Below are 12,637 nucleotides of genomic sequence, written 5' to 3'. Positions count from 1 at the left end.
AATATGTAGAAGAGAGATTGATCAGGTATTCATAAGCTTGAGGAGGCACCTAACCATGACAACGATAAGAGAAAAACTAGTATTAGTCGGCAACGGTATGGCAGGCATAGGTACGATTGAGCAGATATTGAAGCTGGGTGGAGCTTATGACATTACGGTTTTTGGAAGTGAACCTCATCCCAATTACAATCGGATCATGTTGTCTTATGTTCTTGAAGGAAGTAAGACCCTTAATGATATCATCCTAAACGACTGGAATTGGTATGAAGACAATAATATAACTCTACACACGGGAACAACGGTGACACGAATTGATGAAGGCTCGAAGCAAGTGGTTACGGATAACGGGAAGATAGTCCCCTATGACAAGGTAATTATTGCGACAGGTTCGAATTCGTTTATTCTACCTGTACCTGGCAGTGATAAAGAGGGCGTTGTAGGATTCCGGGATATTTCAGACTGTGATGCGATGCTGTCAGCGGCCAAGCAATACAGCAAAGCAGCTGTTATCGGCGGGGGGTTACTTGGGCTGGAAGCGGCAAAAGGTCTTGTGAACCTAGGCATGGACGTTACCGTAGTTCATTTGATGGAAGATCTGATGGAGCGTCAGCTTGATCGGAATGCCTCCTCGATGCTTCAAGCTGAGCTGGAGCGTCAAGGTGTGAAATTTGCTATGGGCAAACAAACGGTGGAATTGACCGGGGAACAGAGAGTTAGTGGATTGCGCTTCAGCGATGGCAGTATGCTTACAGCGGATTTTGTGGTAATGGCTGTTGGAATCAAACCGAACGTGACGTTGGCAAAAGAAAGCGGAATCTCCGTAAATCGTGGGATCGTGGTGGATGATTATTTGCAAACCTCGATGCAGAATGTTTATTCCATCGGCGAATGTGCCGAGCATCGCGGTATGTGTTACGGGCTGGTGGCTCCATTATTTGAACAAGGCATGGTTCTAGCTAAACATTTATGTGGTAGCAATACCAAGCCTTATGAAGGTTCGATTGTCTCCACGAAGCTTAAAATATCTGGGGTGGATGTATTTTCAGCGGGTGAGTTTTTGGATTCCTCTGATCACACGGTGATCTCAAATAAAGATGAATGGAAGAGAACCTATAAGAAAATTCTGCTCAAAAATAATGTGATTGTCGGTGCAGTATTGTTCGGTGATGTGACGGAGTCCGCCAATTTGCAAAAGCTAGTAAAACAAAGCGCGATAATGACCGATGAAATTTATACAGAAGTCATGGGAACGGGCTGCTGCGGTGGCGGAGCAAAGAAGAGTACATCCGTAGAAGCTATGGCGGACGAAGAAATTGTCTGCGGCTGTAACGGTGTAACTAAAAAAGCGATCGTAGATGCTGTTACTGAACATGGTTTTACTACTGTGGATGAGATCAAAGCATGTACTGGCGCTACTCGCTCTTGTGGTGGTTGCAAACCCGTAGTAGAACAAATCCTGCAATTTGTCTTAGGTGACAGTTTCCAGCAAGCTGCTAAGCAAGGTATTTGTGGGTGCACAACGCTTAACCGTGATGAAATTGTTGCTGAAATCACAGCTAAAGGTCTTAAAACAACAAAAGAGGTCATGAATGTACTCGGATGGAAACAAGAGGAAGGCTGCTCCAAGTGTCGTCCGGCAATTAACTATTATCTAGGAATGATGAACCCTGATACCCATCAGGATGAGAAAGAATCCCGATTTGTAAATGAAAGAATGGGTGCCAATATTCAAAAAGATGGAACCTACACCGTGATACCACGCATGTATGGTGGGGTAACAACACCGGAGGATTTGAAGAAAATCGCCGATGTCTCCCTTAAATATGACGTGAAAGTTGTGAAGGTGACTGGTGGGCAACGCCTGGATCTGATCGGGGTGAAAAAAGAGGATCTGCCGAAAGTATGGGAAGAGCTCGATATGCCATCAGGTTATGGTTATGCCAAATCGCTACGTACGGTTAAGACTTGTGTGGGTTCACAGTTCTGCCGTTTCGGCACACAGGATTCGCTGGCAATGGGCGCGCTCATAGAACGTAAGTATGAACGTCTTGATTTTCCCGCCAAGTTTAAAATAGCTGTCAACGGCTGTCCACGTAACTGTGCGGAATCCTGCACGAAGGATATTGGCATCGTCGGTAATGATGGTGGTTGGGAAGTGTTTATCGGTGGTAACGGTGGGATTAAGCCAAGGATCGCTGACTCTTTCTGCAAAATTAAGACCGATGATGAGTTGATCGAGGTGTGCTCCGCTGTGATGCAATATTACCGTGAGACCGGCAATTATTTGGAAAGAACCTCCGAGTGGGTTGAGCGTATGGGACTTGAGCAGATTCAAACGGTCATTTTGGATAATGAAGATAACCGCAAAGAGCTGGCAGCACGGATTGACTTTGCTCTCACTCAGGTTACGGATCCTTGGAAAAAAATGCTCAATGACAGCAGCACTCGTACTGCGCTTTTTGAAGAAACAAGAGTCTAGCGGATATAACGCACACAGAAGGGGAGAGAGCAATGAATAAGACCACACAAACGTATGCAATAGGATCAGTACAGGATCTCCTGTTACAAATTGGCCGGGTAGTTGTGGCTGGAAATGTGGAACTGGCTGTATTTCGTACCTCTGACGGAGCGATTTATGCGCTTGAGAATCGGAGTCCTCATCCAAAAGGGGGGCCGCTTGCTGAAGGAATCGTTTCGGGTCACTTTCTTTATGATCCGCTGTATGATTGGAAAATAGATCTTCGCACGGGTGAAGTTCAGGCACCGGATCAAGGTATCGTTGTGACTTATCCAGTCTCCCTTGACGGAGACATTGTGACAGTGAGCTTGTAGACACCGAAGCTTGTAGTAAAGGATGAAATAGAAAACGGTGGGGTGGAGTATTATGTTTACTCAGAGTGTGGAGAACATTGTCGAGGCGGCAGTCAGTAAGCGTGACCAAATGAATGAAAGTTTACCAAGATATTTTCTGGCAGCCCTTTTGGCAGGGGCATATGTAGGCATTGGGATTATCCTTATTTTCTCGCTGGGAGCGCCTCTAGCGGCTGCCAAATCGCCCTTCCAACCCCTCATTATGGGTGCATCCTTCGGTATTGCCTTGACTCTTGTTGTGTTTGCAGGCTCAGAGCTGTTTACCGGAAATAATATGTTCTTTACGGTTAGTACACTAGCTGGTAGAACAAGTATCTGGGATACTGTTAAGAACTGGGTGCTTGTGTTTGTAGGGAATGTGGTAGGGGCAGTGATTTTAGCACTTTTGATTCGAGGAACTGGACTATTCAGTGCGGCTCCCCCAGAGCATCTGATCTTTGCGGCTGCAGCCAAGAAAATGAGCCTTCCGTTTTCAGAGCTGTTTTTCCGGGGGATTCTATGTAACTGGCTGGTCTGTCTAGCACTATGGATGGCCTCGCGCGCCAAAAGTGAAACGGCCAAGCTGGTTCTAATCTGGTGGTGTTTATTTGCCTTTATTGCGAGTGGCTATGAGCACAGTGTGGCTAATATGACGCTGCTGAGTGTTGCTGTGCTGCTCCCGAATCACCCGGACACCGTTACAATTACCGGATGGATACACAATATGATACCCGTTACGTTAGGAAATATAATTGGCGGTGGCGTATTCGTCGGTATGGCCTACTGGATGATTTCTCCCGTGCGTGGTGCTCAGACCAAATGTTAAGTTAAGAGCATATTTATGATTAAGAGCTGACCCGATTCGGGATCAGTTCTTTTTTCATCATTATGCTATAAAAAAAGACGCCCTCGCTAGGCGTCTTCGACCACTCTATTTTATAATGTGCAGAATAATTGGGTCATATATGTTTCATTGAGGAGAATAGAGGGTATATTATAAGACAGAAATTTAGATCCGGCAGATTTCGTTAGGACACATTTCGCAGTGGCAAATTTCCTGCAGCATGCCCAGATCCTTGATGACAATCATACCGTTCTCGTACTCAACCGCATCTTTTTTACGCAAGTCGCTCAACATCCGGTTCACACTCTCACGAGTAGCGCCGATCATGTTGGACAAATCTGTATGCGTAATTTTTTTGTTGATGAGGATATTCTCACCATCGCTGCTCTTCTCACCATAGGTGTTGCCGAGGCGAATGAGAGTGGAGCAAAGTGCGCCTGGTTTGCCGTACATCATCAGATCACGGAATTTCGTTTGAGTTAGACGGTGATGAATGCCCATCCATTTCATAAAGTCGATCGCAAAATCACAATGTTGGCAAATGAGAATTTCTAAATCCTTTTGCTCGATAACGCCAACTTCACTTTCTTCAATCACTTCTGCAGTAAAGCTGTGCTTGGTGCTGAAGAATGGGTCCGCTTGACCTACCATATCGCCGGCTTGGTACATATAAAGAATAAGTTCCTTACCTTCATCCGTTGATTTAGTTAATTTCACACGTCCACGTTTGATATAAAACAATTTATCCGAGTAGTCGCCTTCCCAGAAAAGATGTGAACCCTCTGGAACAACGCGTTCTTTCATCGTAACAAGAAGTCTGTTGAAATTCTGTTCGGAGAAACAGTTTGTATTTCCGTGGGCTTCGATGACATTGTAATGTTCTTTTAGCATAATCGACATCCCCTTTATTCCCTCAGTTTTTCAGTAAATTTTAAATTAATTATACCTCTAAAATCTTTGATTTGGTTAAGAAAAACCATTTAAAAGTGTCGAATTTTCAACATTGTGATTATTTTCACTTCAAAAGTGCAAGATGTAATATGATTTTTAACTAAAAAGGAGTAAGAAGTATATGTTCTTTATATATCAGCAGTGGCAATCCATTATTCTCAAATAATGGGTCTGTCACTGTTTATTTTGTTCTTATTAGATTCTACATAGTATACTGCAAAAATTCATGATATAGAAATCCATTCGATTTCAATTCCGTATAAATGCACATATCTTCATTAAGGTCAGACATTGGCGCAACGGGTATGGAACGATATCCTGAGAATGGAGCAAAAACCAGGAGAAGGGGAAATCATACATGGCTAAAGTGGCTGACAAATATCTTAAGGTAGATCCTTGGGCAATTATTGAAGAGGGCTTTGATCCAGAACGAAATCGGACCTCGGAATCTATTTTTTCGCTGGGAAATGAGTATATGGGTGTGCGGGGGTATGCTGAGGAAGGTTACTCTGGGGATTCCCTGCAAGGCAGTTATTTCAACGGGCTAAATGAACAATTGGACATTGGCAATCATTATAAAGGGATTATTCGCTCGCTGAGATATATGGTGAATGCGGTGGACTGGCTGTATACGCGGATCACTGTGAATGGTGAACAGCTCGATCTGGCAAAAAGTAAAATATCGGAATATGTACGCAAACTGGATCTTCGTAGTGGGACCTATCGGCGGGAGCTACTCTGGCACCTAGATGATGGGAAAATCTTAAAAGTTGTCTTTACTCGTTTGGTAAGTATGACGATGTCTCATCTGGGACTACAGCGGGTGGAATTTGAGCCCCTTAATTTCTCGGGCAGCGTGGACATTTGTGCAGGTCTTGATTTCAGCATTATTCATGAGGAACGCGGCGAATGTATGTGGAGTAGTCTCCGCAGTGGAGAACAAGGATCTGCCACAGCTATTATGGCGAGAACAGTGAATACAGCTAACAAACTATTCTCAAGCTTTTCGTTACAATCTTCACAGCCGCTTCAGCTTACGCGAGTTGAACATGATAAATTTATTGGACAAAGCTTTACTATGGATCTTGCTCAGGGAGAAGCGGCCCATTTTACAAAGCTGGTTATCAACTGTTCGGATAGTGAATCTGCCCATACAGCTGAAGAGCTGTGGAGCAAAGGGCTAGCTCTTGCTGAAAGTGTAAGCCAATTGAGTGATACTCAAATATTCGCGGATCAGACAGCATATTGGAATGGGATCTGGGAGACAAGTGATATTCGGATCGAGGGCGATCCTGAGAATCAGCAGGGCATTCGGTTTTGCATTTTCCAGCTTTATCAGACTTATCATGGGGATCATCCAGGGTTCAACATCGGCGCTAAGGGATTGACGGGAGAAGTGTATCGTGGTTTGGCATTTTGGGATACAGAGTCGTATTGCTTACCATTCTATATGTTTAATAATCCTAAGGCCGCCCGGAGCTTACTGGACTTTAGATATAAGACATTACCTCAGGCTATGCAACGTGCTAAAGATGTTGATTGCGAGGGAGCTTGCTACCCTATTGCTACTATAGACGGAACAGAAAGCTGTGATCTCTGGCAGCATTCGAATCTTCAGCTTCATGTAGGGACTGCTATTTCCTATGGTATCTGGCATTATGTCAAAAATACTGGGGATAAAGAATTCCTGCATAGTAAAGGCGCTGAAATGCTGATCCAGATTAGCAGATTCTATGCTACACGCGGTCAATGGGGTCAACAGAGTGGGAAGTATGGATATTTTGGCGTAATGGGTCCTGATGAGTTCCAATTGATGGTGAATAATAACTGCTATATTAATTTGATGGCCCAAAAATCATTTGAATACACTCTAGACACCCTGAGTGAAATGAAAGAACAGGCACCGGAGGCCTTTGCATTGGTTGCGGAAAAGACGGGGCTCCGTAATGAAGAGCTTACCGATTGGGAAAATAAAGCAGACAATATGAAGATTCCTGCTGACGAAGTGACAGGCGTATTTGAGGAGCATGATGGATTCTTCGATATGCCGCATATTGATATTCACTCCATTCCTGTAACAGAGTTTCCGCTCTACTCGAACTGGTCGTATGATCGATTGTACCGTTATGACATGATTAAGCAACCGGATGTTCTCATGTTTATGTTCTTATATAATGGACAATTCACTAAAGAAGAGAAGCTGGCTAACTATGAATATTACGAGTCTAGATGTATTCATGAGTCTTCACTTTCGCCTTCGATCCATTCCATACTGGCAAGCGAAATCGGCAAGCCAGAAGAAGCGTATTCGTTCTTTGAATTTGCGACAAGACTGGATTTAGACAATTACAACCGTAATACACGCGAAGGATTGCACACGACTTCGATTGCAGCCGCTTGGATGAATATTGTGTATGGCTTTGGCGGTATGCGTTCAGATGGGGATCGGTTGTCCTTCCAGCCTTCATTGCCGGAGCGCTGGAGCGAGTATAGCTTCCAAGTGATGTATGAAGGGGTATTACTACGTATTTTGGTCAACAAGACTTCAGTAACGCTCACCGCAATTAATGGGGGGAGCACTGATATTATAGTGTATGGGCAGTCAATAACGGTGGACGCTTCCGGGACGACGCTTCCGCTAGGTGAAGGGATGTTGGCTCGATGAGCTGGGCGGTTAGGGATAGCTGTTTTGACAAGCAGCTTGTGACGACGAACGGGAACAAATATATGTTAGGCAATGGGTATATGGGATATCGCGGTACTCTTGAGGAATTCGGTAAAGCTGAGTTAGTTGCCGTAACTTTAGCTGGTCTATATGACAAAGCGGGAGATAAGTGGAGAGAACCCGTCAATGCTCCTAATGGATTATGGACCAAGATTGTCTGCAATGGTGAACCTTTAAGTGTGCTAGAGCGTGAACCTAGCTCTCATATGCAGGAGCTGAATATTCGTAGTGCCATTCATCATCGGAGTACTGGCTATAGTCTATCTGATGGTGGGACGTTGACATTTACAGCAGATCGTTTCGTAAGCCAGGACAATCTGCACCTCCTCGTTAGTAAATACACTATCCATAGTACACAGGACTGCCCAATTGTGATTGAGACCGGGATTGACGTAGATGTATGGGATATCAATGGTCCCCACCTCTATGGTCAAAAAGTACAGTCAAAGGGTGATGTACTAGTCTCTTCCTCCACTAGTGGAGAATTGAAGGTTCCGGTAGTTGTGGCGGAGAGAGCCGTATTTAATTTCGGAGATCAGCAACTGGATGAGGGCGCTAGTATTCGCCGGATTTCTTTTGAAGCAAGTGCGGGTGAGACCTATGAATGGTTTAAGTACGTTGCGGTGTATACTGGGCTTGATGTTAGTGAACCGGAGGCAGAAGCTGTGAAATCTGTCCGTGGAGCTGAGGCACTCGGTTATGACGAATTGTTTAAAGCTCACAACCAGCTATGGGAAGAAAGATGGTCACTTAGCGATGTCATTATCGAAGGCGACGAGGATGCTCAATTTGCACTGAGATACAGTATTTATCAGCTGTTAATTATTGCACCTACAGTTTCGGAAAAAGTTTCTATCCCGGCTCGAGGTTTATCGGGTCAGGTCTATAAAGGGGCCGTATTCTGGGATACAGAGATGTTTATGCTGCCCTTCTTCCTGCATACGGATCCAACGGTTGCTCGCAACCTGATGATGTACCGGATTCATACCTTGGACGGAGCTCGCCGGAAGGCCGCGGAATATGGTTTTCTGGGAGCATTCTACGCTTGGGAAAGTCAGGATACAGGAGACGATGCTTGTACTCTGTTTAATGTGAACGATGTATTTACCGGTCGACCAATGCGGACTTATTTCCGCGATAAGCAGGTCCATATCAGTGGGGATGTTGTACATGGGATCTGGAAATACGTTCAATTTACAGGTGACGAGAGTCTGCTGACTAGCGGAGGGGCGGAAGTGATCTGGGAATGTGCCCGGTTCTTCTACTCTTATGCCTACTATAATTCGGTAAAAGAACGCTTCGAGATTTTAGATGTTACAGGTCCAGACGAATATCATGAGCGTGTGAACAATAATGCCTTTACGAATGCTCTGGTGAAGGAGACCCTGGAGATAGCCCTGCGCACTGCAGAATTGCTGCAAGATAAGTATCCTGAAGTGTACAACCAACTGTCTACAGAGTTTAGTGAAGGTCCGTTTCTTACAGAGTTCAAAGCTATGCTGGATAGCTTCTATGTTCCGCAGCCAGACCCTGCCAGTCTTGTCATTGAACAATTTGACCGATACTTCACCTTAGAAGATGTTAGGCTGACAGAATTGAAATCCCGTGTACTTAATAAAAATGAGTATTTGGGTGGGGGTAATGGATTAGCTACAACGACAACCATCCTGAAGCAAGCAGACGTCGTGTTGATGTTGAATCTATTCAAACATTCCTTCACCAAGGAAGTGAAGCAAGCAAACTGGGAATTCTACGAGCCACGCACCGAACATGGGTCAAGTCTCAGTCCTTGCATCTATGCTTTGGTAGCTGCCGATATTGGTTCGCCGGATTGGGGATATCCATATTTTATGCGTACAGCTACTGTTGATCTTACGGGAGAATCTAAGCAGTATGTAGGGGATCTCTATATTGGTGGTACACACCCAGCCGCTAACGGTGGTGCATGGATGGCTGCGGTGCTTGGTTTTGCAGGGTTGGATTATGATGGAGAAACTGTCCATATCAAACCTTCACTGCCTAAACATTGGCAGTCTGTTGAGCTTCCGGTTACGCTTCGGGGAGATACCTTTAAACTGCGGATCAGCAAGGATGAGGTTACAGTTACCACAGCAGCTGACTACAGAGGGACTCTGGTGTTCTCGGTACAAGGGCGGGAAGGAAAGTCCTGTGGTGCAGGGGAGAGCTTGCGGCTAACCTTGGACATTAATTAATAACGGAGAGGAAGTAAATCGATGTTGCAAAATATGAAAGGCGCCATTTTCGATCTGGATGGCGTTATCGTAGATACAGCAAAATACCATTATTTGGCTTGGTCGAGTCTTGCTGACGAGCTAGGTTTTACATTTACAGAGGAGGATAACGAACGCCTTAAGGGTGTGAGCCGGATGAGATCGCTCGATATTCTTCTGGAAGTCGGTGGACTACAATTTGAAGAAGCGGAGAAGCTTGCGATGGCGGAGAAAAAGAATCGCCTATATGTAGAGTACATCTCTAAGCTTGAGGAGTCCGAACTGCTTCCTGGCGTCAAAGAATACTTAACTGGACTGAGAACGCGGGGGATTGGAATTGCGTTAGGTTCAGCTAGTAAGAATGCAGAGTTTATTCTGAATAAGCTGAACATTACGGATCTGTTCGATGCCGTAGTTGACGGTAACAAAGTGTCACTTGCCAAACCGGACCCGGAAGTATTCTTGATCGCTGGTCAGGAGCTAGGCTTACAGCCGGACGAATGTGTCGTGTTTGAGGATGCGGAGGCAGGCGTTCAAGCAGGTAAGGCTGCAGGTATGAAGGTAGTTGGTATTGGCAAGCCGGAAGTGCTGAAGGAAGCCGATATGGTTGTAAAAGGATTGTATGAGTTGTTGACAGACTAAAGCTCTAAATGAACATGGGAACGACTCCAAAGTAGTTGACGCTACTATGGGGTCGTTCTTTTTTTATCTTCTTTATTCTGATTTCCTACGCTCACGCTCTGAATTCAGCTGACAAGTACAGCTGTTTGAAAAAACCAACGTGCATCCGATGGCTCAACGTGATGATATAGCTTAGAAAGCTATTATACTCAAAAGACCAAAGAAGCTCAGAATTTCGGTAGAAGCTCAGAGGGAGTATCGAGTCCCAAAGCCCCACGCAGTGTCCCCTGCGCGCCCTCACTTTTTCTGTTTTCGGTTTTTTTGAGAGGGAAGAAGGTCATGGAGAGGAATTTTGGAACTGGAGGAGCGAAAGCGTCCGCCTTTGTCTCCGGATTTTATCCACCAGTGGCGGTATAAATCAGAAAATCCGGAGACAACAGCGGCCGTAAGTCCAAAGTTTCCTCGTAATGACACCATGATTCCCACTCTTTCAAATACGCATAACAGAAAAAAACTACATACAAATGACCATAAAAAACTTTAAAATGAACATATGTAAGCGTTTGTCCCTTTGATATAGTTATTTAACCCGGAGGTGTGACTATAGTGTTGTCTAGGCTGATTAGATTGATTCGAAAGCTGAACGTGAAGCAGCAGCTCATCCTACTATTCCTGATTATGATTTCTCCTATTTTCTTTTTGAACATATATGGAAATTTGAAGGCAGAGCAAATACTGAAGCGCCATGTTACGAATGCATATGTGGAATTGAACAAGCAGAACTTTACGATCATTAACCGGGATATCGACACCGTAAATAAAATCACTACCACCGTGATTCAAAATCCTCTAATTCAGCAAATTAATATGACTGGCTCGGATACCATACTGGAGCGAGTCAAACGATATGAGACGATAGAGAAGCTATTGCTCAGTTACTCTCAGGGTGCTGAACGTGGTGACGGCATTTACTACTCTCTTTATATATACGATCCGACTGATTATTACTTTTTTGCTCCCAATTTTCCACAGGTTAAGAAGGCAGGAGTTTATTTCTTTTCTAAAGCCGAAGAGCCTTACTGGTTTGAGGAGGTTGTTCAGAAAAAAGGACGCGGCTCGCTGAAGTTCACGGAGAGGCTAAGTGCTCAAGCGGAGAATTTAAAGACACTTACTTACATGAGAGCTGTAAACAACATTTCTAGAAAAGCGGAGACTATTGGCGTTTTGGTCATCACCAAAATGGACTCTAAAATTGGAGAATCCCTCAAATCAATATCTTTACCTGACGGCGAAATTTACTTAACAGATTTAAACAACCGTGTTCTTGCCTCCACTACTAATAATACTGGGGAAGTGATTGCGTTGCCGGAGACGGTTGTTGCCGAGGATCTGGAAGGTACCGTGGATGTGATTACCTCCGATTTTATCTATGTGGTTAACAATAACCATGCGCTTGGACAAAAACTGGTCTACAAAGTTCCGGTGAAGGCGCTACTGCAGCAACAGAACGAAATGAAAAGTGTTATTCAATATATCACCGTGGCTTATGCGGTATTTGGACTAATTATGATTACATACTTCTGGCGTTCATTAATGACTCCATTGCAAAAGTTGGCTTTTTTCGTGCGAAAATACGAGCCGGGTAATCGAGTTCCAGAGACACCACGGAGGGGGAGTAACGATGAGGTCAGTGTGCTGATTGCATCTACCTATGATATGGCCCGAAGGCTGAACGGATTAATCACATACAAATATCAGATGGAGCTTAAACAGAAAGAATCCCAGCTTCAACTTCTATATCAACAAATCAACCCTCATTTGCTTTATAACACCCTAGAGAGCATTTATTGGAAAAGCTCTTTAGAAGGAAATGTCGAATCCGCCGAGATGATCAAGGAATTGTCCAAACTAATGAAGATCAGTCTTAGTCGGGGAAGGGAGCTGATCAGCCTTGAAGAAGAGCTGGAGCATGCAACAGCCTATATCAAGCTGCAGCAGCACCGTTATGATTATGTATTTCAAGTTGTGATGAATATTCACCCGGATACGAAAAGCAACCTAATTCCTAAAATCACGCTGCAGCCATTGATAGAAAATGCTATTATTCATGGGGTTAAAAATATGGGCGAGGATGGTGAGATCACCATCACTGCAGTATGTGAGGATGAAACCGTTAGGATCTCTATTGAAGATAACGGCTATAAGTCTGTTGACTATGAAGCCATAGAAGCTGTATTGAATGATGATAGCCCCAATCCTACTAGCGGTTATGGTATCCGCAATATTAACCAGCGTATTCATTTACATTTTGGCTCTGATTATGGCATCAGCTATACCCCTCGTACAGAAGGCGGAACGCTAGTAACGGTTAAGCTTCCGAAATCGGAGAATCAGGACTAAGGAAGGGGAGCGTGC

General features: G+C 44.4%; 8 protein-coding genes. 7 read left to right on the top strand and 1 reads right to left on the bottom strand.

Going from position 1 to position 12,637, the window contains the following annotated elements:
• The first annotated feature begins 55 nt into the window (after positions 1-55).
• From nirB to M2444_RS07980, 3 genes are read left to right on the top strand one after another with little or no spacing between them, the layout of a single operon-like run.
• Complete coding sequence (gene nirB / locus M2444_RS07990; protein ID WP_280786676.1) at positions 56-2,479, top strand: nitrite reductase large subunit NirB; 2,424 nt, start codon at positions 56-58, stop codon at positions 2,477-2,479.
• Between the two features lie 32 nt (positions 2,480-2,511).
• Positions 2,512-2,832 (top strand): nitrite reductase small subunit NirD, encoded by a 321-nt coding sequence (nirD, locus tag M2444_RS07985; RefSeq protein WP_280786675.1) that lies wholly within the window; start codon positions 2,512-2,514, stop codon positions 2,830-2,832.
• A 52-nt stretch (positions 2,833-2,884) separates the two neighbouring features.
• Positions 2,885-3,676 (top strand): formate/nitrite transporter family protein, encoded by a 792-nt coding sequence (locus M2444_RS07980; RefSeq protein ID WP_280786674.1) that lies wholly within the window; start codon positions 2,885-2,887, stop codon positions 3,674-3,676.
• 183 nt (positions 3,677-3,859) lie between these two features.
• Here the strand turns inward: M2444_RS07980 and M2444_RS07975 are convergent, their stop codons facing one another.
• Entirely contained in the window at positions 3,860-4,585 is a 726-nt protein-coding gene (locus tag M2444_RS07975) for a Crp/Fnr family transcriptional regulator (RefSeq protein WP_042129903.1), read from the bottom strand.
• Positions 4,586-5,003: 418 nt separating this feature from the next.
• Here M2444_RS07975 and M2444_RS07970 point away from each other — a divergent pair, with 418 nt between their 5' ends.
• The 4 genes from M2444_RS07970 (at position 5,004) to M2444_RS07955 (ending at position 12,622) form a co-directional block, all read left to right on the top strand.
• The gene (locus tag M2444_RS07970) at positions 5,004-7,310 is read left to right on the top strand and encodes a glycoside hydrolase family 65 protein (protein ID WP_280786673.1); all 2,307 of its coding nucleotides are present in this window, start codon (positions 5,004-5,006) and stop codon (positions 7,308-7,310) included.
• Positions 7,307-9,583, top strand: coding sequence for a glycosyl hydrolase family 65 domain-containing protein (locus tag M2444_RS07965; RefSeq protein ID WP_280786672.1), 2,277 nt, complete (start codon positions 7,307-7,309; stop codon positions 9,581-9,583). Before M2444_RS07970 ends, M2444_RS07965 begins: the two co-directional genes overlap by 4 nt.
• A gap of 21 nt (positions 9,584-9,604) precedes the next feature.
• Entirely contained in the window at positions 9,605-10,243 is a 639-nt protein-coding gene (gene pgmB, locus M2444_RS07960) for a beta-phosphoglucomutase (RefSeq protein ID WP_280786671.1), read from the top strand.
• A gap of 585 nt (positions 10,244-10,828) precedes the next feature.
• Entirely contained in the window at positions 10,829-12,622 is a 1,794-nt protein-coding gene (locus M2444_RS07955) for a cache domain-containing sensor histidine kinase (RefSeq protein WP_373455904.1), read from the top strand.
• Positions 12,623-12,637: the final 15 nt, after the last annotated feature.

It is taken from the genome of Paenibacillus sp. PastF-3 (assembly GCF_029893135.1).
GTDB lineage: Bacteria > Bacillota > Bacilli > Paenibacillales > Paenibacillaceae > Paenibacillus_AQ > Paenibacillus_AQ nitricinens.
Note: the sequence above shows the minus strand (reverse complement) of the source record. Positions and strands in the feature narration are given on the sequence as shown.

What these genes read in the sequence shown, in the direction of transcription:
- nirB (WP_280786676.1), top strand. Translation starts at nt 56, where the DNA reads ATGACAACGATAAGAGAAAAACTAGTATTAGTCGGCAACGGTATGGCA.
- nirD (WP_280786675.1), top strand. Translation starts at nt 2,512, where the DNA reads ATGAATAAGACCACACAAACGTATGCAATAGGATCAGTACAGGATCTC.
- M2444_RS07980 (WP_280786674.1), top strand. Translation starts at nt 2,885, where the DNA reads ATGTTTACTCAGAGTGTGGAGAACATTGTCGAGGCGGCAGTCAGTAAG.
- M2444_RS07975 (WP_042129903.1), bottom strand. Translation starts at nt 4,585, where the DNA reads ATGCTAAAAGAACATTACAATGTCATCGAAGCCCACGGAAATACAAAC.
- M2444_RS07970 (WP_280786673.1), top strand. Translation starts at nt 5,004, where the DNA reads ATGGCTAAAGTGGCTGACAAATATCTTAAGGTAGATCCTTGGGCAATT.
- M2444_RS07965 (WP_280786672.1), top strand. Translation starts at nt 7,307, where the DNA reads ATGAGCTGGGCGGTTAGGGATAGCTGTTTTGACAAGCAGCTTGTGACG.
- pgmB (WP_280786671.1), top strand. Translation starts at nt 9,605, where the DNA reads ATGTTGCAAAATATGAAAGGCGCCATTTTCGATCTGGATGGCGTTATC.